The organism is Acinetobacter sp. C15, assembly GCF_013420645.1.
Classification (GTDB): domain Bacteria; phylum Pseudomonadota; class Gammaproteobacteria; order Pseudomonadales; family Moraxellaceae; genus Acinetobacter; species Acinetobacter indicus.
On sequence record NZ_VOXR01000001.1, the window covers coordinates 114,790 to 139,668 of the forward strand.

The following is a 24,879-nucleotide window of genomic DNA, read 5'->3' on the forward strand; positions in this document are numbered from 1 at the left end:
AAGCCTTCCGAAGAAGGCTTTTTTAGATCAGGCAAATTCAGGATTAGTCACCTGTATAGCCTTTTAATTTTAAACGTGCTGCGTGCAATAGCGGCTCGGTATAACCTGCTGGCTGCTCGCCACCTTTAAAGATCAGGTCAGACGCTGCCTGGAATGCAACGTTGTTGGCAAAGTCTGCTGCCATTGGTGTGTACAGTGGATCGTTGGCATTTTGCTCATCCACAATTTTCGCCATACGTTGCATCACTTCTTCAACCTGTGCACGCGTGACGATACCGTGACGTAACCAGTTAGCAACGTGCTGAGAAGAAATACGTAAAGTTGCGCGGTCTTCCATAAGGCCAACATCGTTGATGTCTGGAACTTTCGAACAGCCCACACCCAGGTCAACCCAACGAACCACATAACCTAGGATACCCTGACAGTTATTTTCAAGCTCTTTCAGTTTCTCTTCGTCAGACCAGTTGGTGTCTGTTGCCAGTGGTGGCGTTAACAGGTCATCTAATGGCAGCGCTTCAGTCGCAAGCAGTTCCTGCTGACGGTTCGCGACATTAATTTGATGGTAGTGAATCGCGTGAACCACTGCACCTGTTGGTGATGGAACCCATGCACAGCTTGCGCCCGCTTCTGGATGTTCAGTCTTGGTTTTGTACATGTCTAGCAGCATGTCTGGTTTAGGCCACATGCCTTTACCAATCTGTGCTTTACCACGTAAACCGGTTTGCAGACCGACCATCACGTTACGGTTTTCGTACGCCGGGAACCATTTTTGGCCTTTGATTTCGCCTTTACGAACGAATGGACCCGCTTCCATGAAGGTATGGATTTCGTCACCAGTACGGTCCATGAAACCTGTGTTAATGAAGATGGTACGGTCTTTCGCCTGTGCAATACAGTTCTTCAGGTTCACAGAAGTACGACGTTCTTCATCCATGATACCAATTTTTAAAGTCTTCGCAGGTAAGCCCAGCGCCTGTTCAGCACGCTCGAATAGTTCAACTGCAAATGCCACTTCTTCTGGACCATGCATTTTTGGCTTCACGATGTACATTGAACCTTTACGCGAGTTCTTGATCGTGTTTTCACCACGGATGTCAGCCACAGTAAGCAGAGGTGTTACCAATGCATCCATGATGCCTTCATAAATTTCTTCACCATCGACCAGAATCGCCGGGTTGGTCATCAAGTGACCTACGTTACGAAGCAGCATCAATGAACGGCCATGAACCTTGGTTTCACCGCCTTCAACATTTTTGAAGGTACGGTCAGCATTGAGTTTACGGGTAATGGTTTTACCATTTTTCTCAATCGACTCTTCCAGTGTACCTTTCATCAGGCCTAACCAGTTACGGTAGCCTTCTACTTTTTCTTCAGCATCAACCGCTGCAACAGAGTCTTCCAAGTCTTGGATTGTTGTTACTGCAGCTTCAAGAACTACGTCTTTAACACCAGCAGCATCAGTTTGGCCAATTGGGCTGTTGGCATCAATCTGGATGATGACGTGCAGGCCGTTATTTTTCAGCACAACTTCAGTTGGTGCAGCCGCTTCGCCGTTATAACCGACAAATTTAGCAGCATCTGCAACAGTCGTAGTTGAGCCATCTTTCAGGCTAACAACCAGTGCATTGCCTTCAACCGCATATTTTGTTGCATCTGCATGTGAACCTTGCGCCAACGGGAAAGTTTCATCCAGGAAGTTTTTCGCGAATGCGATAACTTTCTCACCACGTTTCGGGTTATAGCCTTTGCCTTTTTCTGCGCCATCTTCTTCAGAGATTACGTCAAAGCCGTATAGTGCGTCGTATAGAGAACCCCAGCGTGCATTGGCTGCGTTCAGGCAGTAACGCGCATTACGTACAGGGACAACCAGCTGTGGGCCTGCCAGTAATGCAATTTCTTCATCTACATTTTCAGTCGTAATTTGAAAATCTTCTACTTCTGGTAATAAGTAGCCAATTTCAGACAAGAAAGCTTTGTAAGCTTCTAGTTCAAATGTGTTATTGCGATGCCATTCGTCAATCTTCGCTTGCAGATCATCACGTTTGGCAAGCAATGCCTTGTTCTTAGGCGTAAGGTCGACAACGACTTGCTCAAAGTTTTTCCAGTAGGTGTCACTGTCTAAACCAGAACCTGGTAATGCTTCATTTTCGATGAAATCGTAAAGTTCTTTAGCAATCGCTAACTTGCCTTTTTGAATACGTGCAGTCATTGTCTTTCCTGATATTGCTACTTTTTATACAAGAGATTCTAGTATACCGATTTATATTTGGCTGAATAGTATTATCACATTGCTAAATAGTGATCATTTTTTATTAAATAAATATTGCTATTTAAAAATAAAATAATCTTAGGATGTGACATTATCATTAAGCGAAATATATAACCTACAGTGTATAAAGTTTTTGAAATGTCGAAATTAGACTTAAGTTCAGAATTGTAAAGAAAATTCGGCACTTCAGCCCTTCCGGGTTTTATTATTAGTCAAGATTAAGCCATGAATTGAACAAAATGTCGATAAAAGCAGCAAAGATTTTTTGCTACAAAAAAAGCGCCCGGTTGGACGCTTTTTAAATATGTCGAATTCAGTATTAAGATGCTTCAGTCGATGCACCCGCAGCCGAAATCTGACGATGCGCTGCATGTAAATAATCATCGGACTGCATTTCCAGCAAACGTGAACGCGTCCGTTCAATTTCAAAGGCCAGTTTTTCACCTTGGTAAAGTTCAATAATCGAATCTTCAGAGGTTAATAGCAGTTTTACACCACGATCATAAAACTCATCGACCAGATAAATAAAACGGCGTGTACCATCGGCCAGATAATCGGTTAAATGCGGCACATTACTGACCAGCACGGTATTGTACAGGTTGGCAATTTCAATATAGTCAGCTGGGCTACGCGGTTTCAGGCACATTTCCGAGAATTCACACCACAACACATCTTCAGTATGCGCCACCGTTTCAATTAAACGGTTGTTGATGGTAATGGGCTCATCCGAATGGGTTTGGGTATGAGTCAGTGCATCAAAACGCTGCGCCATCCAGACATTATGGTCATGCGTCAGCGGTGATTTAAACAGTTGCGCCTGTTTTAACACGCGTAAACGGTAATCCACTCCTGCATCGACATTTAAAATGGCACAGTTCTTTTTCACCATTTCAATGGTTGGAATAAAGCGGTCACGGTGAATACCATTTTTATACAAGCCATCTGGCGCGATGTTTGAGGTGGCCACCAAAGTAATACCGCGATTAAACAGCTTCTGGAACAGGTCGCTGAGAATCATGGCATCGGTCACGTTAGATACAAAGAATTCATCAAAACAGATGATCACCGCATCTTTATAAATCTGGTCAGCCACTGTATCGAGCGGGTTACGCTGCCCTGACAGTTTGTTCAGTTCACGATGCACATGCTGCATAAAGTGATGGAAGTGCATACGGATTTTGCGGCGAAACGGAATTGATTCATAGAACTGGTCCATCAGCCAGGTTTTACCGCGTCCAACCCCACCCCACATATACACACCGCGCGGAGATGTCTGACGACGAAAACGGCGAAAGGCCTTTTTCGAGGCTTTATAACGCTGAATTAACTCTTGCCACACCCGATCCAGCTCGTGTACCGCTTCGGCCTGTGCTTCATCTGGCATGAACTGCCCCGACGCCAACGCCTGTGCATAGCGTTCTGCCGGAGACAATGGAGTATATGCTGTGTTGTGGGATGAGTTGAAGTCAGACATATTATTCAGTACTTTTGGGGTTAATAAATGATAACGAAGATAACCGCCGCACAATATACCACTTTGGGTTTAAAATGCTTAGGCTATTTCCCATACTGGCGCGGACTTTGTCCAAACCAGCGTTTAAAGGCATGATTAAAGGCCGCAGGTTCTGAATAACCCAGTAACTCTGCAATCATTTCAATTGAATAAGCTTGATATTCAATTAATCTCAATGCCTTGTCTTTAATTAAATCTTCACGAATCTGTTTATAACTGGTGTTCAGCTGCTGTAACTGATGACGCAAGGTGCGCTCTGGAATCTGTAAGGCCTGCGCGGTTTCGGCCATGGTCGGCATCACGCCCTGCTGCAATTCCAGATAATCTTTGACCCGCTGCACCAAGGTCGGTGCCTGATCTTCCAGTTTTAAGCGCTGCAGCTCTTGAATACACTTTTCTTCAAAGGTCTTAAAGGTAATTGAATCGGCGGATGGAATTTTCACTTCCAGCACCGACTGCTCGAACCAGAACGCTGCATGGTCATGGCCAAAACACAAGTCATGACCATAATAGTCATGATAAGCCACCAGGGCCTGTGCCTGATCTGGACGTGCAAATGGCAGTTCAATACGGATTTGCGGCACATTCAGGCTCATCATCTTGTAAAGATCCTGAATAAACTTGAAAGTCCCGGAAATTTCACATTGCGCCCGCAGCATACCCAAATCGCTATCCAGATCATTCGGCAGATATTGCAGCGCCACCCGATCTGCTTCATGTTTCAGCTTTAGCTGCCCGGTCAGATGAGTCAGCCCCTGATACTGAATGCCTTTTTCAATCGCGGTCGCAATAGTGTCAGAGGTCACCAGTAACATCAGCAAGGGACCATAACCGGCCAGTGCATAATGCTGGCCAATAAAAATACCCTGCTCAGGTCGCACCCCGGCGCCAATAATCTTCAGAATATCCAGTTCCAGTCGCGGATGAATCACCGAACTGGCATCCAGTGCATCTGCATGCAGCCCGATACTTTGCAAACGCTCATCCACATCAATTCCGGCATTTCGCATACCTTGAATTAAGTACATGAGACCGAGAATGGATCGTTTCATAGGGGCGCTTGAGTCACGTCTGTATATCTGTTTTACTATATCATTCACTATTTTTAAATTGCCGAAAATATCAATTTTTCTGTCAGTGCTATCATGGCATCTGCACTGACCCGCTTATATGCTAATCATAGAAATAAAAAGAAAAGGATATACAACTATGCATGATGCATTGTCAAATCATGATTTTTCTACAAATCATGCCGTTCAAAAAACTAAAATTGCCATTATTGGTGCCGGTTTTGGTGGCTTGGCGATGGCCATTCGCCTACTGCAGCAACAGATCACCGATTTTATTATTCTGGAAAAAGCCAATGAGGTTGGTGGTACCTGGCGGGAAAACCAGTATCCGGGTGCGGCCTGTGATGTGCAATCGCATATGTATTCCCTGTCATTTGCGCCCAAAACCGACTGGTCAAAACGCTATGCCGAAGCGCCAGAGATTTTTGCCTATATTCAGGGCCTGACCGATCAGTTCCAGCTCAGAGATTATTGCCAGTTTCAGACTGAAGTCCTGTCTGCGCATTATCAGGAACAGGACTGCGAATGGCATTTACAGCTCAATCAGCAGCGCAAGCTAATTGCCCAATACGTGGTATTTGCCTCCGGACCCTTGCATGTGCCGCAAATTCCACATATTCCGGGGATCGAAAAATTTAAAGGCAAGGTCTTTCATTCATCGCAGTGGGATCATCAATACGACTTAAACGGTAAAAATGTCGCCTCAATTGGTACTGGCGGCAGTGCCATTCAATATATTCCGGAAATTGCCCCACAAACCAGACAGCTGTATGTGTTTCAGCGTACCGCCGCCTGGGTGATTCCACGCGATGAACGACTCTATAGCCAGCTTGAAAAAAAGCTGTTTAAAAAGTTTGACTGGTTTAGAAAACTGCACCGCGCCCGCCTGTACTGGTCCAATGAATCCCGCGTGGTGCCGATTGTAAAACCAGGGGTAATGAAATATACCCAGAAACTGGCCGAAGCCTTTTTAAAATATCAGGTCAAGGACAAACGCATCGCCGCCAAGCTGATTCCCGACTACATTATGGGTTGTAAACGTATTCTGGTCTCCAATAAATATTATCCGACCTTTAATCGCACCAATGTCGAACTGGTGACTGATGCCATTCAGGAGCTGACTGAACACAGCATCATCACCAAAGATGGCAAAGAACGCCCAATTGATTGTCTGATTTATGGCACCGGTTTTATTACCGATCCGCGCATTTATCTGAAATCGTTTGATTGTGTCGGTGAACATGGCGTGGAGCTGAAACAGGCCTGGAAAGATGGCGCCGAAAGTTATTATGGCATTTGCACCAAAGGCTTTCCCAACCTGTTCCAGCTGCTAGGCCCCAATACCGTGCTGGCGCATAATTCCGTAGTGTTTATGATTGAGGCACAGGTTGACTATATTTTGCAGATGATCAAGCTGGTCGAACGTACCCAGACCGATGCTATAGTTATTAAAGATCAGGTTCATGATGACTATAACCGTTATGTTCAGGAGATGCTGGCCGGGACCATCTGGCAATCCGGTTGTGTCAGCTGGTATCAGCAAGATGGCGGTAAAAACTTTGCCCTCTGGCCGACCTATACCTGGAAATACTGGTTAAAAACCCAGAAAGTGAATCCGGCCGATTATCGCTTACTGAATAAACGTGCAAAACAACAGCTGGCCAGCTAATTCAGGCATAATAAGCAGGAATTGATTTTAGGCGAGTATAGATGCAATCCTTTTGGCTTATTTTCCAGCTACTATTTTGTCTCTATCTCGGCTATGCCTTTGCAGCCCGGTTTCCCCGCTGGCTGCAACAGCTTATGCTAAAACTGTTACCTTATTTTAGCTATATTCTCCTCATCGCCATTTCACTTGAATTTGCCCAGACTTTAAACCAAATCCCTCAACCGGAACGTATTTTAACCAGCGCAATGCTGATTTCATTTAGCACCAGTCTCGGCGCTTTCGCCTGCTGTTATGGCCTGTTTAAATGGGCCGGTTTTCAGCCCAGCCAAGGACGCGTATCCTTCAGTCTGGTACTACAATCCTTACTCAATATCAGTTATGCCTTCATTGCTTTATCCGCTGGTTATCTGCTTTATCTGGGCAGTGAATATTGGCAGCTCAATTTACATATTAGTACCTGGCATTTATTACTGGTCTTTATGCTAATGATTGGTTTTGATCTCGCACGTGCACCACTTGACCACTCCTGGTTAAACTGGAACATCCTGCTGGTGCCAGTGGGCTGTATTGTTGGCTCGATTTTAGGGGCGCTGTTCTGCTTATTCTGGCTATCACACATTTCCCTAAAAGATCTGATCATGCTGTCGCAAGGCTATGGCTTTTATTCCATGAGCGGGATTGTAATTAGTGAACTGCGTACAGCTGAACTGGGCAGTATTGCCCTGATGAATGATTTATTCCGCGAAATCTTTGCGATTGTGCTGATGTATCTGATGGGTTGGCGTTATCCGCGTGCGGCCATTTCTTCTGCCGGCGCTACAGCGATGGATGTGACCTTACCAATGGTGAAACAGGCCTGTGGCAATGACTTTATTCCGCATGCCATGGTCAGTGGTTTTGTGTTGTCAGTATTGGCACCTATCGTGGTCAGTATTCTGGCAGTGATTTAGATTTAACCTCTTCCAACCTCCCTTTACAAAGGGAGGAGTCCCCCCTTTGGAAAAGGGGGGTTTAGGGAGATTACAACGTCGCTAGAATATCTTTAAGCATTTGACGAGGATGTTCCGCCTTGGTAATTGGGCGACCAATCACCAGATGTGTTGAACCATCCATCATCGCCTGTTTAGGCGTGACGATACGCTTCTGGTCATCTGCAGCTGAACCTTCAGGGCGAATCCCCGGCGTTACCAGAGCAAACTCCTGACCCAAGCTGTCACGCAGCATCTTGGCTTCTTGCGCTGAACAAACCACACCATCTAAACCACTGTCTTTGGTTAAGGCAGCTAAACGCTTCACCTGTTCAAATGGCTCAATATCTAAACCGATATCACGTAAATCTTCACGACCCATTGAGGTCAGAACAGTCACCGCAATAAGCTGGGTATTGTAATTCCCTGCTTTTAAGCGCTCTACACAGGTTTCCATCATTTTTCGGCCGCCAGAGGCATGCACATTCACCATCCACACCCCTAAGTCTGCTGCCGCACATACAGCCTGAGCCGTGGTATTAGGAATATCGTGGAATTTCAAATCCAGAAAAACTTCAAAGCCTTTATCTTGCAGTGCTTTGACCACTGCTGGCCCTTCATGGGTAAACAGCTCTTTACCGACCTTAACCCGACATAAGGCTGGGTCTAGCTGCTCGGCAATTGTCATTGCGTCGTAATGACTTTTTGCATCTAAAGCAACGATAATACTCATGAGAAGACCCTTAAAACTGACAAAATTAAAGCATTATACGAATTTCAAATCTGGCAACCAAGTGAATTTTATTGAATATAAGCAAAGCAGTTAAATTAAGCTGCTTATTTATAAAACCTTATAGAACAAACTAAGCGTTTCAAAACATGGCTGCATAAAAAAACGCTTAGGAGATCAGCTCTTAAGCGTTAAATATTTCAAGTTGCAGACCTCAAAAAAGCCATTCAACTTTATTCAAGCGTCCACTATAAAGGTGTAGATGAACGATCATTCGGATGAATATCGACTACCGTTTTTTCATGGCGCGTATTTGCAGCTGCCTCAGCCGCTGCCAACTGTGCCGTATGAATTTGCTCTTTGCGCAGATGGTCAATATCTTTACGCAGTCGCTTGATTTCCCAGCTGGTCTGGAATACGCGGAAAATCTGCACACCCAGTAAAAGTCCAACAACAACACCCAATGCCAGGGTCAGTAATAACAACAACCCCAAACGCATGGCTGGAACTTGAGTGAACAAAAGGTCAACCGACAGCTCGGTCCCGTTTTGTAAAACCAGAGCCAATGAATAGCCAAACAGTACAATCAATAATGCGACTAAGACGTAACGCATAAACACACCTCAGGATATAAATTAATTATTTCTCTGCAGATGCGTTCACTGCATCGCGCAATGCTTTACCTGGTTTGAAATGAGGTACCGCTTTTGCCGCCACTTTAACTGACTTGCCCGTTTTCGGGTTACGACCTACACGTGGCTCACGATGATGTAATGCAAAGCTACCAAATCCACGAATTTCAATTCGGTTATCTGCAGACAGTGATTCAATCATTTGATCAATCATAATCTTAACAGCTTCTTCAACTAAAGGTTCCGCTAAATGTGGATTTTTTAGGGAAATTCGCTCTATTAAGTCAGACTTATTAAGTGCTTCAGTAGTCATCTGCGACCTCTTTAATTATCAAGCTACTTTAACTTAAAACCGATAATAACCTGTTTAAATACAAAACGGTAGCGCAATAAGTTAATACTACGCTACCGTTTACAGTATTTGTGTAAAAAGTAAGAGTTAAATTACATTAATCATACTTTTCCACGGCTACTTAGTGGTTCATCTGAGCTTTGATCAGATCACCAATAGTCTTAGGACCATTGTCTTGAGAAGCTGTTGCTTGACGTAAGTTAGCTACTGCTTCTTTCTCTTCAGCTTCGTCTTTCGCTTTGATAGACAAGTTGATAGAGCGAGACTTACGGTCAACGTTGATGATTTTCGCTTCAACTTCTTGACCAACTTCTAAGAACTTAGTTGCATCTTCAACGCGATCACGGTTGATTTCAGATGCTTTCAGAGTTGCTTCAACTTCGTCAGCTAACTTAACAGTCGCGCCTTTCGCGTCAACTGCAGTTACAGTACCTTTAACCAGCGCACCGCGTTCGTTAGCAGCCAAGAAATCGTTGAATGGATCGCTGTTCAATTGCTTGATACCAAGGCTGATACGGTTGCCTTCAGCGTCTACAGACAGGATAACCGCTTCAACAGTGTCACCTTTCTTGTAACGACGAATCGCTTCTTCGCCTTGTTCGTTCCAAGAGATGTCAGACAAGTGAACTAGACCATCGATACCGCCTGGTAAACCGATGAAGATACCGAAGTCAGTGATTGACTTGATTGTACCTGAAACTTTTTCACCTTTGTCGTGGTTCTTAGCAAACTCTTCCCATGGGTTAGCACGAGTTTGTTTGATACCAAGAGAAATACGACGACGCTCTTCATCAACTTCAAGAACCATAACGTCAACTTCGTCACCAATCTGAACAACTTTAGATGGGTGGATGTTTTTGTTGGTGTGGTCCATTTCTGAAACGTGTACTAAGCCTTCAACGCCTTCAGCGATTTCAGCGAAGCAACCGTAGTCAGTTAAGTTAGTTACGCGAGCTTTAACGATAGAACCTTTAGGATAACGGCTCATGATCGCTAACCATGGATCTTCGCCTAATTGTTTCAGGCCTAAAGATACGCGGTTACGTTCTTTGTCAAACTTAAGTACTTTAACAGTAACTTCTTGACCAACTTCAACAACTTCTGATGGGTGCTTGATACGTTTCCAAGCCATGTCAGTGATGTGAAGAAGACCATCGATACCGCCAAGGTCAACGAACGCGCCGTAATCAGTAAGGTTCTTGATCGTACCTGTAACTGTTTGACCTTCTTCAAGCTGAGCAAGAAGCGCTTCACGGTCAGCTGAAGATTCAGCTTCCATAACAGCACGACGAGAAACAACAACGTTGTTACGTTTAGCGTCAAGCTTGATAACTTTGAATTCTAACTCTTTACCTTCAAGGTGAGTGGTGTCACGGATAGGACGAGTGTCTACCAAAGAACCTGGTAAGAACGCACGAACTGGACCGATGTCAACAGTGAAACCGCCTTTAACTTTACCAGAGATAACACCAGTAACGATTTCGCCGTCTTCAAAGATTTTTTCAAGTTTAGTCCAAGTTTCAGCACGTTTCGCTTTTTCACGTGATAAAACTGTTTGACCCATACCGTTGTCGAGAGCTTCAACAACAACATCAACAGTATCACCAACTTGAACTTCAAGTTCACGTTGTTCATTTAAGAATTCAGCACGGTCAACAATACCTTCAGATTTAAGGCCAGTGTCAACTGTTACCCAATCAGAGTCGATGCTTACTACAACGCCTTGGATGACAGCACCCTTTTCAACGTTGAGGTTTAATTCGCTTTCTTCAAAGAGGGCTGCAAAAGATTCGGTCATGATATTTCCGATAAAGTCAGCGGTCTTGGATCAGACAAGGCCGGTTTAGTTAAGCGTTTACATAGTCCGTATAAAACTGATCAAGCTATGCATTCGCTGAATAAATTTAGTTTGCTAACTGCCGATCGACATAACGTGTCATCAGTTGAAAGACTTCATCGATGTTCAAATCTGAACTGTCAATGATGTAAGCATCAACCGCTGGCTTGAGTGGAGCAACTTCGCGCTCCATATCTCGTTTGTCGCGAGCTTCGATATTAGCTAAAATGTCGTTCATTTTAGCATCCAGCCCCATACCCTGCAACTGTTTTACACGTCTTTGCGCGCGCGACTCTGCCGATGCAGTCAGATAAATTTTGGCTTGTGCTTCAGGAAAAATGGAGGTGGCCATGTCACGACCATCGGCTACCAGCCCCGGCGCCTGGGCAAAAGCACGCTGACGGGCCAACAATGCCGTTCTAAGTTCCGGAATTGCTGCTACTTTTGAAGCATATTCTCCGACACGTTCGGTACGGATGGTCTGGCTAACATCTTCGCCATCCAGCATGACCTGAGTGCCGGTTGCTGTGCTCTGAAATTTGATGTCTAAATTTGTTGCAATTTCGATGCATTTGCTTAGTTCGTTACTCAGACTTTCCAGCAAATCTGCCTTATGCAATGACAGCCCAAGCAGACGATACAGCGCGCCTGAATCCAGCAAGTGAAATTGATAATGTGCAGCCAGTTTGGCGGCAAGCGTACCTTTACCTGAGCCACTTGGCCCATCAATGGTAATAATTTGAACTGTCATTGCGTTTCCAGACATATTTACAGATTTTTATACAGATTTAGCCAGTTTACTTAAACCGATTTTAATTGCAGTTTTCAACTGGGCAAGAATGAGTTTACTGACAAAAGGCGCGCGTGCCTGCAGCTCAATCCGATAGGTCACCAGGGTTTTATCTTCTGCCACAGGCTCAAATTCAATCACGCCCAAATGATGTTTCACCAACGGATTTTTAATAATTTTATATTCAATCCGCTGATTTGGCTCGAGCACCGTAATCTGCTCCTGCAAAGGCTTAACCGGGCCAAAACCCATCCGGCGCACCGAACCCACACCATCCGGGCGTTCAGGATCAGTGGAATCCTTGACACGCTTAACCTGCAAAGGTGCAAAAGCGGTGTTATAGGTGGCATGTTTCGACATTAATTCAAATACCTGTGCTACAGGCGCATTAAATTCTTTTTTAATTTGAATAGCGTTCATTTTATTGTTCCTAAAGGGATTCAATCACGTACACGGCTTAGTGTAGAGGAAAATGCTTTAAAGATTCTGATCATTTAAGGACTTTTGTTGTAATTTTTGCTGTCTTTTCTGCTCACGACGCAGCTTGAAAAAATCTCTCAACTGGGCTGCACACTGGGTTTGCAAACAGCCCGATTCAAACTCAAACAGATGGTTATAATAGCCACTGTCCAGCAATTGGCGTGCACTAACCAGAGAACCGGCTTTCGGCTCGGTGGTACCAAATACTACCCGTTTTACCCGGGCATGAATCAGCGCACCCACACACATGGTACACGGCTCTAGCGTGACATAGAGCGTGGTATCTTCCGGCAAACGGTAATTTGCAATGTGGCTACAGGCCTGACGAATCGCCAGAATTTCAGCATGCGCAGTAGGATCATTCAGGGAAATGGGCGCATTATAGCCTGACCCAATAATCTGGTTCCGACTGACTAAAATTGCCCCGACAGGAATTTCTCCCTGCGAGGCCGCTAATGCAGCCTGCTCAAAAGCATGCTGCATCCAGTATTCATCAGAATAAACTTCTACATCAGACATAAATCAGCTGATAACACCATGACGTTTCAGCAGGTCATTCCAGCTTTGAATTGACGTCACCGGTGGATCATCAGCCAGAATACCTTTCAGGCTGCGATCAGCGCCCTGCTTCCACTCTGGAGATAAATCCTTATCGACCAGACGGGCACGCACACCCTCGACAAAGTCAGGATGATTGATTTTCCAGGCCGAAATCTGGGTTTCCAGTTCAAACACTTCATTCCATGAATGCACCTGTTTGCCCCATTGCCATAATAACCAGCTTAGGGCTGCAGTTGTCAGTGAACCTTTTTGCAGGTTTTCACTGGCCTGACGCAACCAGTCACTACGCGCATCACTTAGACCGACAATTGCTTCATAGTCATGTTCAAAGTTGACACCACGACACACGCTATGAATCACATCCAACGAATTCTGTAATGGCCCCGGTCCAACCGGACGGTGCATACTGTTTAAGGTATCATCAATAGCACGGAAATCCCCGGCCGGATAATGATCCCAGTCAATATTAATCATCCGGTCCAACACCACATCACGTGCGACATCACAGATATGTGTGGCCCAGCCAATTCCGTAAGCGCCGGCGGCAGTCATAATCGAACCGGTTAAACCAGTGAACAAACCAATAGCACCCCGATCTGCCAGAAAGCGCGATGCACCTACATCTGGATAAAGACCGATATTAATTTCCGGCATTGCCAGACGTGAATGCGGGGTTACCAGACGGAACGGCGCTGCCATAAACAGACCCAAACCACCGCCCATCACATAACCTTCACCCCAGACCAGAACCGGTTTGGCATAGTTATGCAGCAACAAATCCAGCGCATATTCCTGTTCAAAGAATTTATTGGCTGCCTCAACTTCGTCATTAATCACCAGTTGACGCAGTTTGCGCACATCGCCACCGGCACAGAAAGCTTTTGGTGTAGTGGAATCGAGCCAAATGGCTTTCACCTGCTCATCCGTATGAAAGTCCTGAAAGACTTCCAGTAAAGCAGTCACGATAGATTCATCCAGTGCATGCAACGACTTTGGACGGTTCAAACGAACAATACGCCAGCCATTTTGTGCTTCTTCAACAATTAAATCGGGATGATACTGTTTCAATACGGGAGTTTGTGTCATGCGTCCAGCTGCCAGTCTATAGGCTCAATGCCATGTTGTTTCAGGTAATTATTTGTTTTTGAAAACACTTTACATCCAAAAAAACCACCACGGTTTGCCGCCAGCGGCGACGGATGTGCGGCTTTCAAGATTAAGTGTTTATTCGGATCAATGCGTTGTCCCTTACGCTGTGCATAGGCACCCCATAAAATGAACACAATATGCTCACGCTGTTCATTTAGGACATCAATCACATGATCTGTAAATTCTTCCCAGCCCCGCTTCTGATGCGATGTTGGCTGTGCAGCCTCAACAGTCAGGACACTGTTTAACAGCAGCACACCCTGTTCCGCCCAACGGGTTAAATCGCCATGCTTGGGAATATCTAGCCCCAAGTCGGTATGTAACTCATGGAAAATATTACGTAAAGATGGCGGTAATGCAACCCCTCTCTGCACAGAAAAGCTCAGGCCATGTGCCTGATTCGGACCATGATAAGGATCTTGGCCCAGAATAACGACTTTGACCTGCTCTAGCGGCGTGGTATTTAGTGCATTAAAAATTAAGCCACTTGGTGGATAAATCACTTTATTGGCTTGTTTTTCTTCGAGTAGGAATGCTTTTAAGGCATCCATTTTCTCACCCAGCAAAAAATCGCTCAGGGCATATTTCCAGCTCGCATCTAACTGAACCTTCTCCAGTTTCGCGTGTTGCTGTTCAGTTAAAGACATACCTGTATTAAATCCTTTATATCCATGTCAGGATGTGTGTATTAGAGTTTAACCTGTAAATCTACGCTTGGGTTTTGGAATTTAATACCCTGTTTCAATTTTTCATACATCTCGGGATCTGACCATTCCGCGCGCACCTGCGCTGAAAACTCGATCTGATCCAGGGCAAGCCGTCCCATTTGTTCGTTTTCAATATCTTCTAAAAAGCTTTGCGCATAACCGGTATCGGTTTCATGCACAATTACCGAATAGACTTCAACATCACCTTCACCATTCTGGGTGATGGTTGAGGCCAGCACCTGCTGCGCCAGAAAGAAGAAAATACGGGAAAACTGCTCGGCAGATGGCGATACTGGTAAAGAGACCCAGCGTGCACTGAAGTTTTGGCAGGCCTGAATATAATCCGGATTGTCCTGTTGCCAGAAACAGATCGCATGATCGAAAGAATCAAAAATTTCTTTAATCACACCTTTTAGCAAGCCAAAATCATAGACCATTTGACCATGATCTAATTTCGTTGCCTTAAGTAACAGCTCAACTTTATAGCTATGGCCGTGTATTGAACGTTTACAGCGGTCTGAAGTGCAGTTACGCACAATATGAGCATTTTCAAACTTAAATAACTTACGAATTAACATGTGTCCCGATCAGGCCAGATTATTTGTGAATCGACTATTAATTATAAAGCAAAATTAAAGGAATAAAGCATTAAATTTGCTGTTTAACTTGATAGCTAAAACCTATCTCGCTTTATGCACAGTGAAAATTGCGCTGAAAGGCTGTGTTTTAAAATGGTGCCATGCTGCGATAGGCCACATAAACCGTTTTTTTATCGCGCACCAGATCACTACTAAACTGGCGTTTGCGTTCACTCAGCATCACTTCAATTTTTGCCTTAAAGTAATTGGACTGTACCCCCAGTAAAGCACCGACCTGAGCTTTCAGGGCGGCATCCACCTGTTTAAAGGCATCCAGCTCCCACAGTTCCTGCGTATTGGCAAAATGCTCCAGATTGGCCTGACGCTGTTCCAGCACCTGCTGAATCTGGTTCACATCCAGCTTGTCATCAATACTGGCCAGCACCAAAGCCGGTGCCGTATTGATGTTGATACTGGTACTGCGGTTCGGCAAAGCACTGACATAAGGCAGTAACAGCTGATATTGGCCCTCTTCAAAGCCGCGCACCTGTTTCAGTTCTTCGACACTATAAAACAGGGAATTTGAAGGTAAATAACCATTAGGTAGGCCCTGATAATAGCTACTCTCGGCACCCATCGGCCCGATGGGTAAATCATCGGCATCTTGCCAGTCAATTACCGCTTCACTGATTTGGGCAGGCAAGCCAACACGCACCAGCAGCCGTTCAAAATATAGTTTGGCATTTTCATTGACACCACCATTGTCATTCAGCAAGGCATTTAAATTGAATTTCCCCGATTCATCACTCAACACACCCGACACAAAACCATCATCAACAGGAAAAGCTGGCATTGGCTGGGCCCAGTTCTCTTGCAGATGATCGACCTCGGCAGCATTTTCAGCATCATCTTTGAGCAATTCAGCAAAGAAGGCTTCGGCACTTTTGGCATAGAGCAAGGACTGGTTCTGCCGCATTAAATAAGCGGTACTTTCTGCTGTATAGGCCTGACGTTTGGCAATGGTCGCCGCCAAAATGGTGGCCAATGCCACCATCATTAAAATGGTGATTAGCGCAATACCCTGTTGCTGTTTTATGTTCTGTCTCATTGCCCCATTCACTGCCTGTCTTATGATGTGGTTTTATTGTCTGATTTCAGGAAGTCGGTATTTAACAGGCTAAAAATCCATTCATATTGTACATCTTGTACGGTTAAATTTATTTTAATGCCTTTTGGCAGTTTACGTTTTTGTTGATCATCATTTAAGTCAATACTGCTGTCTGGCCAGTTACTCAGTTCCTGCGGATTCAGCACACTGACCTGAAATTGGCTAACATCGCCCAATAACACGCTGGAAACCGGCTGATCCTGCCCGGACTGATGCAAATTGGCATATTTCAGACGATACAGTTTTTGTTCGTCGGCCCGGTACTGATATTCAATCCGTTCAGTGGGGGCAATGCCCTGCTGCAAAGGATCGGTCACACCGGTCTTGCTAAAATTAAAACGGCCGTTTTGTAATACCAAAGCTGGCTGAATATCATTATTGATGTTGGCGGTCAGCGGCACAATCTGAATGCTATCACGTAAAATTTGCTGATAGGCACCCTGCAATCCTTCTAACTGCTGTTCATGCCACTGGTTACGGTCTTTGACCTTGACCAGATAATCAAATACTTTCCAACCCAAGGCAGACAGCACCGCAAAGATGGCAATGGCCACCAGCAGTTCGACCAGGGTAAATCCGCGTTTAGCCTTAATCATTGCGCCACCCGATGATTAAAAAACACCAAATGGGTGATGCCAGCTTCCACCTGGCCGGTATCGGGGTTAAATAAGCTGACCTGCACTTCTACCCGCTGCACATTCGGGCTAATGGTCGGCTGTGCACTTTTATCAATTTGCCAGTTTTCATCTTGCTGGGTGACCTGTTTTGATTGCGTACCCGTCAGCCAGTCCTGCTGGATTTCCATTAGAGCCTGTTCGTTTAAGGCCACAAACTGCGCTTTGGTTCTTAAAATGGCATGAGAGGTGGACTGGGTATATTGCATGGCCACTTGGGTCAGTGCCATGGCAGCTGTAGCGAAAATCGCCAGTGCCACCATCACTTCTAATAAGGTAAAACCGGCAATACGTTTGAATCGGGTCTGATGCGGATGTGCTCGTAATCGGTACGCGGATGTTGAACAGCTGGAAAGCCGGTCTAGTTTTTGCAGATCAGGCGAGAACGCTGAAAATAATTTATTCTTCATTCACGATCTTACCCAGATGATCAATTTCTATTTCAGCCCCAACCGGACGCTGCTCGAAATAAAACTGAATTCGAACCGGCTTGACTTCACCATTACCCAGCCAGATCAGTTTCGGGGCATCGCCTTGCAACAAGGCGGCATTCTGCGCATTTTCAAACCCGTGTTGTAAGGGCAGGATTTGAAAGCTCACCCCATCGGGCAAACTTTGCATCTTAAATTCGGCATATTTTTGCCAGCGGGTCGCGGTTTGACTGAGCATGACGCTTGAACTGTCGGTAGCGGTGGTTGCTGGCAAATATTCCAGAACTTCATAACGAAATGGTGACACATCGCTGGCATTTTGCACATTTAGGGCCAGCACACGCGACTGATCATCTGCTTCGCGTTGCAGCTTCTTCACATCCATCAAAAACACTTCACGTGCCTGCATGGCACTGCGCTGGTCCACCCCGCCGATATTCATCAGCACCAATGAAGCAGCAATGGCCATGACCACAATCACCACCATCAATTCAATGAGTGTAAAACCACGAACAGATGAGAAGTGATGCGATCTAGTCATGAGATTTAGACGATCTGTTCGAGATGTTGAACTTGTTTCGGCAAGGCCAGTGCCTGATCGATATAGGCCACGCGCAAGGTGTCACGTGAACCCAGATAACGCTGGTAAAAACTGGAATTTAGAATGGCCGCCGCACCGTGCGTCAATGACCAGATCGAGGCCAGATAATCACGCACTGACATTTTGCTCTGAATTGATTCCAGATAATGCTCGGTCATGCGAATAATCAGACGCAGGCGCTGTTTACGCACCTGATACAGTTCGTTAAACAGATGGTTGATGCCCATACCGGTAGTCGACAGGCGCTCTTCAATCTGATGGAACAGTACCGTACGCTCTGGATGATGCAAGTGATGCAGCATAAAGAAGGCCAAATGTTCAGGAAACTTTTTCTCAGCATCCTTGATCATTTCAAGCAGCATGTTCTCATTACGAATAATCAGCAACATGTACAGCTCGTCTTTACTCTGGAAATGTTTATAAAGCGTGCCTTTGGCCAGGTCCAATTCTGCGGCCAAGGCATCAAGCGTCATCCCTGCTTCACCATTTTCTAATAGCAATTGCTCTGCCACTTGAAAAATTAAGGTTTCTCTTGCTCGAAATTGAGCCTGACGATCCATCTTCACCCTATAAACTCTCTCTTATGCACTTATCGGTCAGTTTTAAAAATCCTAGATTTTTACTTTTGGTTCAAGAGGTTTTCAAAATTCTGCATGGTTATGAAAGCCATCTCTTCCAGTGATTTATCATATACATCACTCAGGGCTTTGGCTACATATGGGACATATTTTGGTTCATTTGATTTACCACGATATGGCATTGGTGCCAGATACGGTGAATCGGTTTCAATCAGGACACGATCTAGTGGCACCTGCTTGGCCACATCCCGTAAATCCTGGGCATTTTTAAAAGACACAATACCCGAGAAAGAGACATAGTAACCGCAGTCCAGTACCGCTTTGGCGGTTTCCCAATCTTCGGTAAAACAGTGCAAAATCCCATGGGTTGATTTTTCCGCGCGGATAATATCAACCGTATCATGCTTAGCTGAACGGGTATGTACCACCACCGGTTTTTTTACGATTTGCGAGGCATGAATATGGCGGGCAAAACAGTCTTTCTGCTCGGCAATAAAATCGGTACTGTGATAATAATCCAGCCCGGTTTCCCCCAGCGCCCAGACTTTTTCCGGTTGTGCCAGCTCGACCAGATAGTCAGTGGTGGCACACGCCATAGTGGCCGCATCTTCACAAGGATGCACACCCACGGTATAACCGACATCTGCATGGCGTGCGGCAATTTTTGCCAGTTCGATATGGTCGTCCAGATCGACCGAAATACTCATAAATTTAGATACGCCGGCTTCTCGCGCCTGCGCCAATGCCAGATCCAGATTTCCATCATACGGAGTTAAATCGAGCATGGTTAAATGACAATGCGTATCTACAAACACAGGCGTTTCCTACAACAGCTTAGAACAGACTACATAGTGTAACTGTTTCGATTTGAAGACTTAAGTCCTGCCAGTAGTCTTTCTGCTTCTGCTTTGTAATACAGACCCTTTTCACCACTAAGCTGAATACCAAAGCCCTGTAATTTCACCCCATTCTGTTTTTGTGAAATCCAGATTACTTTACCGGTCAGTGGAATTTTTTGTGATTGTTCCGGCAAAGTGGCCAGTACAAAGATTTCTTCGCCCATCTGCACCGGTTGCTTGGAAGGAATAAACAGTCCGCCATCGACCACATAGGGCATATAACTTAAATAGAGCGTTTCTAAATCTGGAATATTGGCCTGGATAATTCCGCCCATACGTGGCTGCATACTGTTTCCCCTTAAAGATTCATCAATTTTATACACAGCTGATCAAGAATCAGATTGCTTTGAACATTCTGCTCTGTCATCTGTTTTGATTGTTGTATATCACTATAAATATCAAATAATGCTTCCAGCGAATACTGCTCGGCCAGCGCACTTAGTGTCAGGTCGATGTTTTTCACCGGTTGATTTAGCTTGACACAAATCAAATCTGACAACAAGTATTCAAACATCTGACCAAATTCACTAAAACTCAGCTCTTTATTCCACTTGGTCGCAATTGCCATCGGCATATTTTTCTGACTGACCAATTTTTGCCAGTCCTGTACAAAGTCGGCGCGCTTAAAGAACCAGTCCTGCTCGGCCACCTGAATGGCTTGCAGCGGCATCTGGTTCGACAGGTTCATCAGCAGCTGTTTTTGCTGCTCGCTGCTTTCCGGCAAGTGCTGGCTTAAAAAATCATGGGCCAGTTCCGGGGCAATCCGGTCGAGGGCAAAATGCTGTAAACGGCTGCGAATGGTTGCAGGCAACTTCAAATAATGATCAGCCAGCAGGATAATCACCACCCGCTCGCCCGGCTCTTCCAGTGTTTTCAGCAAGGCATTGGCAGAAGCAATATTCAAGGCTTCTGCCGGCTCAATCACAATGACCCGCCAGCCATCTACGGTTTGTTGCACAAATGGTAATAAATCACGGATCTTCTCGATCTTAATTTTCGCGTTTTGTTTTTTATTCTCTTCATCGATCGTGATATAAACATAATTCGGATGCGTATCTGATTTTAACCATTGACAACTGCCGCACTCGCCACAGGGCAGATTGCGCTCATGACGATGCTGGCACAAAATCCAGGCCAGAAACTGCTGCGCAAAAGCTTCTTTGCCACAGCCTTTTTTACCATAAAACAGCAGTCCATGGCCCAACTGGGGAAATCTGCCCGTTAGTGTATCCCAAACTGTTTGCTGCCAGGGATAAATCTGCGCAGTCACTTCATTCTGCATGGCCAGCTCTACGATTCAAAATGCGCAAGATCAAGCGTATTCAAACGATCCAGATCTTCCTGGGTATCGACACCCGGTGGTAAATTGGCTTCAGCCACGGCAATCGCAATCCGATGACCATTTTCCAGCACACGCAGTTGCTCCAGACTTTCCAGACGCTCCAGCAGCCCCATGTCCCAGGTCACATATTCCTGTAGCAGTTTTACCCGATAGGCATACAGGCCCAAATGACGATAAGCCTGATCATGCAATTGCGGCACGGCATTTTTCGCCCCGTCACGATCATAAGGAATGGTCGCGCGGCTAAAATACAAAGCCTGATTGTGCTTGGACATCACCACTTTGACAATGCTGTCACGCTGGAACTCATCCAGTGCATGAATCGGTTCACACAGTGTCGACATCGAACAGCCAGGCTGATCGACCAAGAGCTGCGCCACCTGTTTCACCAGCTGCGCGGGCAACAAAGGTTCATCACCTTGCACATTGACAATAATGTCATCACTGGCCCAGCCTTTAATCCGCGCTACTTCACTTAAACGGTCAGTCCCAGAAGGATGATCCGCTGAAGTCAAGACCACATCCACCCCTTCAGCGCGGCAGACATCGGCAATACGCACATCATCTGTCGCCACACATAAGTCATCAAAACCTTCAACTTTTTTGGCCTGATCCACCACCCGTAAAATCATGGGACGGCCATGAATTTCAAGTAAGGGCTTACCCGGTAAGCGTGAACTGGCAAAACGTGCAGGAATAACGATGTGTTTCATAACTGTCCTTCATTCAGGGTCAAACCCAGTTGCGCTAACTGTTGATGCAAAACCTGATAACAAGCAGGTGACAATACCGCTTCAACCGGCACCACCCAGATTTCCCGGTTAAAATCAGGATACTGTTTCAGCAAGGGCAAAATTTTCACCGCATCTTTTTCGGTGGTAATAATCGGTTGATGATCTTCAAACTGCAAGTCATCAATTTCATAATCATGATGATCTGGAAATTCGTGGCACTGGAATTGCTGGATGCCCATCGACTCTAAGGTGCGATAAAAACGCTGCGGAAAACCAATCCCAACCACGGCATAAAAAGCATCTTGCGGATTAAACACCTTACCCTCTATGGCATTAAGTAAATAAGGCTCAGCCACTTCTAGATGCATATTCAGCGCTGAACTTGGCTGTGCCGCATGTTCAATCACGGTTGCTGTATTCAGGCGGCTTTTCGGCTCCCGCAAATAACCTTCAGGCAGAATTTTTTCATTGCCCAGACCGCGATTATTATCCAGCACAATCCATTCCAACTGGCGATTGAGCGCCAAATGTTGCAAACCATCATCACTGATAATCAGGTCCAGTTCATGTCTGGACAGCAGCAATTCAATACTCTGCTGACGATTGGCACCGACCGCCATTGGCGCACCGGTAGATTGTACAATCAGACAGGGTTCATCGCCGACCATGTCCGGCGTCGATTCAAAATCAACATAGGCCGGGAATGGGCCTTTGCCGCCATAGCCGCGGCTAATTACCCCAACACGCACATTCAGGCTATGCAGATAATTAACCAGATGAATCAGCAGCGGCGTTTTGCCGCTACCGCCTACGGTAATGTTGCCAATCACCATCACCGGCACTGGTGCGGTATAGGCTGCTTTCATCCCCGAAGCATACAGCTTCTGATTCAGCACACTGCCACCACGATATAACAGCGCCAACGGCCGTAGCACAACCAACCATTTGGCTTGCTTGTTCCAAGCGTCCTGAATGAATTGTGCAAATGACATGGCTGATTATTCCTCGAAATTGCGCTGATGCAACTGATAATAAGCACGCTGCTGGTTTAACAGTTCCTGATGGGTACCCTGTTCAATAATACGCCCTTGATCCATCACAACAATACGGTCAGCATTTTCGATGGTAGATAAACGGTGTGCAATGACAATGGTGGTACGATTCTGCATCGCTGCATCAAAGGCACGTTGAATAAAGTATTCAGATTCATTGTCTAATGCACTGGTCGCTTCATCCAGAATCAGGATCGGTGCATTTTTCAAAATAGCACGGGCAATCGCGATACGCTGACGCTGACCACCGGACAGGTTTAAACCCTGCGCACCGAGTGGTGTGTCATAACCTTGTGGTAAGGCCATAATAAAATCATGCGCATACGCCGCTTTGGCCGCCGCGATGATCTCTTCATCCGACGCACCTTCCAGCTGACCATACGCAATATTTTCACGCACGGTACGGTTAAACAGCACCACCTGCTGATTCACCATGGCAATTTGGGTACGCAGACTATTCAGTTCAATCTCGTGAATATCCAACCCATCCAGCTTGATCTGGCCTGAAGATAATTCCTGAAAACGCACCAGCAAATTAACCAGTGAGCTTTTGCCCGCCCCTGAACGTCCGACCAGTGCCACGGTTTCACCGGCTTTAACATTCAGGCTAAAGTCATGAATGGCATGATGGCCATCGGCATAGACCAGATTGGCCTGATCAAATTCAATATTGCCTTTTAAGGCTGGAGTTAAGGTACCAGTATTTTTTTCTTCCGGCATATCCAGCAGTTCAAATACAGAATGCGCCGCCGCCATACCGCGTTGCAGTTTTTCGTTGATATCGGTTAGCGCTTTAATTGGTTTGCTCAGCATCCCGGCAGCAGTAATATAAGCCACAAATTCACCAGCTGAGGTATCGCGTAAAATTTCCGGGCGCAGTGCAATCCAGATCACGATGGAGAGTGCAATCGACATAATCAACTGTACCACCGGACTGTTTAGCTGCTGCACAGCTACCATTTTCAGGCCACGGCGCAAATTTTCCAGCGAGTTCTGTTTAAAACGTTCCTGCTCGTATTGATGACCTGCAAAACCTTTCACCACCAGATTGCCGTTTACGGTTTCCTGCACCACGTGGTTCACATCACCCATGGTATCCTGCACCTGAATTGACAGCTTACGCATACGCTTGGCGGCTTTCCGGATTAACAGGCCAATCAGCGGGGCAAAAATCAGGATACAGATGGTCAAACGCCAGTTGCTATAAAACAGGTAACCAAGCAAGGCAATGGTAATTAAACCCTGTTGCAGCAAGGTACGTAAAGATTCGGTGGAGGCTGCTGTCAGCTGCTCCACGTTATACATGATTTTGGCAGTAATGTGGCCACTGGTATTGTCCAGATAATACTGCGACGGTAAGCGCAGCAATTTGGCAAATACTTCCTGGCGCACATTAAACACCAGATTACGTGAAATGACCGCGGTATAGTAGCCACCCAGAAACAGGCCGACACCGCGAAAAAACATCAACAGCACCACCAGAAAAGGAAACAGGTGGGTGAAGGTGTAGTCTTTTTCCTGAATTGCCGTAATAATTTTTTCCAGCAACTTGGCCACTGATACCTCAGTCGCCGCATTGATGGCAAAACCCACCACAACCAGAATTGCGATTCCCCAGAAAGGTTTTAAATAACCGAGTAGACGCAGGTAGACTTTATAATCCGGATTCACTAATAGCCTCGAGTTGGTACTTTCGTACTGATGTTAATGTTGACGAAACCCAGTTGTCCCGCAACATCCATGACACGAATCACATCCTGATGAGAAGCTTTCGCGTCTGCCGCAATGATAAACATTAAATCACGTCGATCATTGGAAATTTGTTTAATTGCTGTATTTAAATCAGCAACTTCCTTACTGGAAAGCGCCTGCCCGTTGACTGAATAATGCCCGGAGGCATCGACCACCACCTCGACTTTCTGGTCATAGGCTTTCGGTGGCACCCCTTGCGCTTCCGGCAAGGTCAGGTTCATCCGGCTAAACTGGTTAAAACTGGTGGACAGTAACAGGAACACCAGAATAAACAGCAAACAGTCAATCATCGGTGTCAGGTTAATATGAATATCTTCCACTTGCGAGCGTTTGAATTTCATAG

27 protein-coding genes are annotated in these 24,879 nt (G+C 45.7%); 2 read left to right on the top strand and 25 right to left on the bottom strand.

The annotated features are described in order from the left end of the window. Nucleotides 1-43: 43 nt before the first annotated feature. The 3 genes from FTT63_RS00555 to FTT63_RS00565 form a co-directional block, all read right to left on the bottom strand. Nucleotides 44-2,209 (bottom strand): malate synthase G, encoded by a 2,166-nt coding sequence (locus FTT63_RS00555; protein ID WP_005177554.1) that lies wholly within the window; start codon nucleotides 2,207-2,209, stop codon nucleotides 44-46. Nucleotides 2,210-2,588: 379 nt separating this feature from the next. Beyond that, the gene (gene zapE, locus FTT63_RS00560; protein WP_005177549.1) at nucleotides 2,589-3,743 is read right to left on the bottom strand and encodes a cell division protein ZapE; all 1,155 of its coding nucleotides are present in this window, start codon (nucleotides 3,741-3,743) and stop codon (nucleotides 2,589-2,591) included. A gap of 83 nt (nucleotides 3,744-3,826) precedes the next feature. Then, nucleotides 3,827-4,834, bottom strand: a complete 1,008-nt coding sequence (locus FTT63_RS00565) for an AraC family transcriptional regulator (RefSeq protein WP_168381361.1) — start codon at nucleotides 4,832-4,834, stop codon at nucleotides 3,827-3,829. A 157-nt stretch (nucleotides 4,835-4,991) separates the two neighbouring features. Here FTT63_RS00565 and FTT63_RS00570 point away from each other — a divergent pair, with 157 nt between their 5' ends. Both FTT63_RS00570 and FTT63_RS00575 read left to right on the top strand, forming a co-directional pair. Beyond that, nucleotides 4,992-6,521, top strand: a complete 1,530-nt coding sequence (locus FTT63_RS00570; RefSeq protein WP_160241354.1) for an NAD(P)/FAD-dependent oxidoreductase — start codon at nucleotides 4,992-4,994, stop codon at nucleotides 6,519-6,521. A gap of 41 nt (nucleotides 6,522-6,562) precedes the next feature. After that, nucleotides 6,563-7,471 (top strand): lysine exporter LysO family protein, encoded by a 909-nt coding sequence (locus tag FTT63_RS00575; protein WP_180191873.1) that lies wholly within the window; start codon nucleotides 6,563-6,565, stop codon nucleotides 7,469-7,471. A 70-nt stretch (nucleotides 7,472-7,541) separates the two neighbouring features. Here FTT63_RS00575 and pyrF read toward each other — a convergent pair whose 3' ends face one another. The 22 genes from pyrF to FTT63_RS00685 all read right to left on the bottom strand — a co-directional run bounded on the left by pyrF (nucleotide 7,542) and on the right by FTT63_RS00685 (nucleotide 24,877). Next, nucleotides 7,542-8,222: an orotidine-5'-phosphate decarboxylase gene (gene pyrF / locus FTT63_RS00580; protein WP_168407095.1), complete on the bottom strand. Its 681-nt coding sequence runs from the start codon at nucleotides 8,220-8,222 to the stop codon at nucleotides 7,542-7,544. A gap of 245 nt (nucleotides 8,223-8,467) precedes the next feature. Then, entirely contained in the window at nucleotides 8,468-8,833 is a 366-nt protein-coding gene (locus tag FTT63_RS00585; protein WP_005177535.1) for a lipopolysaccharide assembly protein LapA domain-containing protein, read from the bottom strand. 25 nt (nucleotides 8,834-8,858) lie between these two features. Then, on the bottom strand, nucleotides 8,859-9,164 hold the full coding sequence (locus tag FTT63_RS00590) for an integration host factor subunit beta (protein WP_005177533.1): 306 nt from the start codon (nucleotides 9,162-9,164) through the stop codon (nucleotides 8,859-8,861). 160 nt (nucleotides 9,165-9,324) lie between these two features. Then, nucleotides 9,325-11,001 (bottom strand): 30S ribosomal protein S1, encoded by a 1,677-nt coding sequence (rpsA, locus tag FTT63_RS00595; RefSeq protein ID WP_005177527.1) that lies wholly within the window; start codon nucleotides 10,999-11,001, stop codon nucleotides 9,325-9,327. A gap of 106 nt (nucleotides 11,002-11,107) precedes the next feature. Continuing rightward, nucleotides 11,108-11,791: a (d)CMP kinase gene (gene cmk, locus FTT63_RS00600; RefSeq protein ID WP_127799406.1), complete on the bottom strand. Its 684-nt coding sequence runs from the start codon at nucleotides 11,789-11,791 to the stop codon at nucleotides 11,108-11,110. Between the two features lie 27 nt (nucleotides 11,792-11,818). Next, nucleotides 11,819-12,250 (bottom strand): SRPBCC family protein, encoded by a 432-nt coding sequence (locus tag FTT63_RS00605; RefSeq protein WP_127801722.1) that lies wholly within the window; start codon nucleotides 12,248-12,250, stop codon nucleotides 11,819-11,821. A 57-nt stretch (nucleotides 12,251-12,307) separates the two neighbouring features. Beyond that, nucleotides 12,308-12,829, bottom strand: coding sequence for a tRNA adenosine(34) deaminase TadA (gene tadA, locus FTT63_RS00610; protein WP_127799402.1), 522 nt, complete (start codon nucleotides 12,827-12,829; stop codon nucleotides 12,308-12,310). A 3-nt stretch (nucleotides 12,830-12,832) separates the two neighbouring features. Next, on the bottom strand, nucleotides 12,833-13,957 hold the full coding sequence (locus tag FTT63_RS00615) for an enoyl-CoA hydratase/isomerase family protein (RefSeq protein ID WP_005177517.1): 1,125 nt from the start codon (nucleotides 13,955-13,957) through the stop codon (nucleotides 12,833-12,835). Next, nucleotides 13,954-14,667 (bottom strand): uracil-DNA glycosylase, encoded by a 714-nt coding sequence (gene ung, locus FTT63_RS00620; protein ID WP_005177514.1) that lies wholly within the window; start codon nucleotides 14,665-14,667, stop codon nucleotides 13,954-13,956. The genes FTT63_RS00615 and ung overlap by 4 nt, the downstream gene beginning before the upstream one ends. A gap of 41 nt (nucleotides 14,668-14,708) precedes the next feature. Beyond that, nucleotides 14,709-15,305 carry a 6-carboxytetrahydropterin synthase gene (locus tag FTT63_RS00625; RefSeq protein ID WP_005177512.1) on the bottom strand — a complete coding sequence of 199 codons (597 nt, stop codon included), beginning with the start codon at nucleotides 15,303-15,305 and terminating at the stop codon, nucleotides 14,709-14,711. Between the two features lie 148 nt (nucleotides 15,306-15,453). Then, nucleotides 15,454-16,413 (bottom strand): type II secretion system minor pseudopilin GspK, encoded by a 960-nt coding sequence (gene gspK, locus FTT63_RS00630; protein WP_171457073.1) that lies wholly within the window; start codon nucleotides 16,411-16,413, stop codon nucleotides 15,454-15,456. Between the two features lie 20 nt (nucleotides 16,414-16,433). Further along, nucleotides 16,434-17,069, bottom strand: a complete 636-nt coding sequence (gene gspJ / locus FTT63_RS00635) for a type II secretion system minor pseudopilin GspJ (protein ID WP_104472233.1) — start codon at nucleotides 17,067-17,069, stop codon at nucleotides 16,434-16,436. Continuing rightward, nucleotides 17,066-17,437 (bottom strand): type II secretion system protein, encoded by a 372-nt coding sequence (locus FTT63_RS00640; protein WP_227554686.1) that lies wholly within the window; start codon nucleotides 17,435-17,437, stop codon nucleotides 17,066-17,068. Before FTT63_RS00640 ends, gspJ begins: the two co-directional genes overlap by 4 nt. A 109-nt stretch (nucleotides 17,438-17,546) precedes the next feature. Next, nucleotides 17,547-18,119, bottom strand: a complete 573-nt coding sequence (locus FTT63_RS00645; protein WP_180191874.1) for a prepilin-type N-terminal cleavage/methylation domain-containing protein — start codon at nucleotides 18,117-18,119, stop codon at nucleotides 17,547-17,549. A gap of 5 nt (nucleotides 18,120-18,124) precedes the next feature. Next, nucleotides 18,125-18,739: a TetR/AcrR family transcriptional regulator gene (locus FTT63_RS00650; RefSeq protein WP_016658223.1), complete on the bottom strand. Its 615-nt coding sequence runs from the start codon at nucleotides 18,737-18,739 to the stop codon at nucleotides 18,125-18,127. A gap of 59 nt (nucleotides 18,740-18,798) precedes the next feature. Further along, on the bottom strand, nucleotides 18,799-19,572 hold the full coding sequence (locus FTT63_RS00655; RefSeq protein WP_180191875.1) for a TatD family hydrolase: 774 nt from the start codon (nucleotides 19,570-19,572) through the stop codon (nucleotides 18,799-18,801). 29 nt (nucleotides 19,573-19,601) lie between these two features. After that, entirely contained in the window at nucleotides 19,602-19,943 is a 342-nt protein-coding gene (locus FTT63_RS00660) for a PilZ domain-containing protein (RefSeq protein WP_005177501.1), read from the bottom strand. Nucleotides 19,944-19,954: 11 nt separating this feature from the next. Continuing rightward, entirely contained in the window at nucleotides 19,955-20,938 is a 984-nt protein-coding gene (locus FTT63_RS00665; RefSeq protein WP_075166783.1) for a DNA polymerase III subunit delta', read from the bottom strand. A gap of 8 nt (nucleotides 20,939-20,946) precedes the next feature. Then, nucleotides 20,947-21,711, bottom strand: a complete 765-nt coding sequence (gene kdsB / locus FTT63_RS00670; RefSeq protein WP_180191876.1) for a 3-deoxy-manno-octulosonate cytidylyltransferase — start codon at nucleotides 21,709-21,711, stop codon at nucleotides 20,947-20,949. Further along, nucleotides 21,708-22,724, bottom strand: a complete 1,017-nt coding sequence (gene lpxK, locus FTT63_RS00675; RefSeq protein ID WP_075174512.1) for a tetraacyldisaccharide 4'-kinase — start codon at nucleotides 22,722-22,724, stop codon at nucleotides 21,708-21,710. Before lpxK ends, kdsB begins: the two co-directional genes overlap by 4 nt. Before the next feature lie 6 nt (nucleotides 22,725-22,730). Continuing rightward, on the bottom strand, nucleotides 22,731-24,455 hold the full coding sequence (msbA, locus tag FTT63_RS00680) for a lipid A export permease/ATP-binding protein MsbA (RefSeq protein ID WP_180191877.1): 1,725 nt from the start codon (nucleotides 24,453-24,455) through the stop codon (nucleotides 22,731-22,733). Further along, nucleotides 24,455-24,877 (bottom strand): biopolymer transporter ExbD, encoded by a 423-nt coding sequence (locus tag FTT63_RS00685; RefSeq protein ID WP_005177483.1) that lies wholly within the window; start codon nucleotides 24,875-24,877, stop codon nucleotides 24,455-24,457. Before FTT63_RS00685 ends, msbA begins: the two co-directional genes overlap by 1 nt. Nucleotides 24,878-24,879: the final 2 nt, after the last annotated feature.

Excerpts from the sequence above, each read along its gene's own strand:
- FTT63_RS00645 (WP_180191874.1), bottom strand. The coding sequence starts at position 18,119 with ATGACTAGATCGCATCACTTCTCATCTGTTCGTGGTTTTACACTCATT.
- rpsA (WP_005177527.1), bottom strand. The coding sequence starts at position 11,001 with ATGACCGAATCTTTTGCAGCCCTCTTTGAAGAAAGCGAATTAAACCTC.
- FTT63_RS00590 (WP_005177533.1), bottom strand. The coding sequence starts at position 9,164 with ATGACTACTGAAGCACTTAATAAGTCTGACTTAATAGAGCGAATTTCC.
- FTT63_RS00605 (WP_127801722.1), bottom strand. The coding sequence starts at position 12,250 with ATGAACGCTATTCAAATTAAAAAAGAATTTAATGCGCCTGTAGCACAG.
- FTT63_RS00615 (WP_005177517.1), bottom strand. The coding sequence starts at position 13,957 with ATGACACAAACTCCCGTATTGAAACAGTATCATCCCGATTTAATTGTT.
- cmk (WP_127799406.1), bottom strand. The coding sequence starts at position 11,791 with ATGACAGTTCAAATTATTACCATTGATGGGCCAAGTGGCTCAGGTAAA.
- pyrF (WP_168407095.1), bottom strand. The coding sequence starts at position 8,222 with ATGAGTATTATCGTTGCTTTAGATGCAAAAAGTCATTACGACGCAATG.
- tadA (WP_127799402.1), bottom strand. The coding sequence starts at position 12,829 with ATGTCTGATGTAGAAGTTTATTCTGATGAATACTGGATGCAGCATGCT.
- gspK (WP_171457073.1), bottom strand. The coding sequence starts at position 16,413 with ATGAGACAGAACATAAAACAGCAACAGGGTATTGCGCTAATCACCATT.
- FTT63_RS00660 (WP_005177501.1), bottom strand. The coding sequence starts at position 19,943 with ATGCAGCCACGTATGGGCGGAATTATCCAGGCCAATATTCCAGATTTA.
- zapE (WP_005177549.1), bottom strand. The coding sequence starts at position 3,743 with ATGTCTGACTTCAACTCATCCCACAACACAGCATATACTCCATTGTCT.
- FTT63_RS00570 (WP_160241354.1), top strand. The coding sequence starts at position 4,992 with ATGCATGATGCATTGTCAAATCATGATTTTTCTACAAATCATGCCGTT.
- FTT63_RS00555 (WP_005177554.1), bottom strand. The coding sequence starts at position 2,209 with ATGACTGCACGTATTCAAAAAGGCAAGTTAGCGATTGCTAAAGAACTT.
- FTT63_RS00685 (WP_005177483.1), bottom strand. The coding sequence starts at position 24,877 with ATGAAATTCAAACGCTCGCAAGTGGAAGATATTCATATTAACCTGACA.
- kdsB (WP_180191876.1), bottom strand. The coding sequence starts at position 21,711 with ATGAAACACATCGTTATTCCTGCACGTTTTGCCAGTTCACGCTTACCG.
- ung (WP_005177514.1), bottom strand. The coding sequence starts at position 14,667 with ATGTCTTTAACTGAACAGCAACACGCGAAACTGGAGAAGGTTCAGTTA.
- FTT63_RS00565 (WP_168381361.1), bottom strand. The coding sequence starts at position 4,834 with ATGAAACGATCCATTCTCGGTCTCATGTACTTAATTCAAGGTATGCGA.
- FTT63_RS00650 (WP_016658223.1), bottom strand. The coding sequence starts at position 18,739 with ATGGATCGTCAGGCTCAATTTCGAGCAAGAGAAACCTTAATTTTTCAA.
- FTT63_RS00585 (WP_005177535.1), bottom strand. The coding sequence starts at position 8,833 with ATGCGTTACGTCTTAGTCGCATTATTGATTGTACTGTTTGGCTATTCA.
- lpxK (WP_075174512.1), bottom strand. The coding sequence starts at position 22,724 with ATGTCATTTGCACAATTCATTCAGGACGCTTGGAACAAGCAAGCCAAA.
- FTT63_RS00625 (WP_005177512.1), bottom strand. The coding sequence starts at position 15,305 with ATGTTAATTCGTAAGTTATTTAAGTTTGAAAATGCTCATATTGTGCGT.
- FTT63_RS00575 (WP_180191873.1), top strand. The coding sequence starts at position 6,563 with ATGCAATCCTTTTGGCTTATTTTCCAGCTACTATTTTGTCTCTATCTC.
- gspJ (WP_104472233.1), bottom strand. The coding sequence starts at position 17,069 with ATGATTAAGGCTAAACGCGGATTTACCCTGGTCGAACTGCTGGTGGCC.
- FTT63_RS00665 (WP_075166783.1), bottom strand. The coding sequence starts at position 20,938 with ATGCAGAATGAAGTGACTGCGCAGATTTATCCCTGGCAGCAAACAGTT.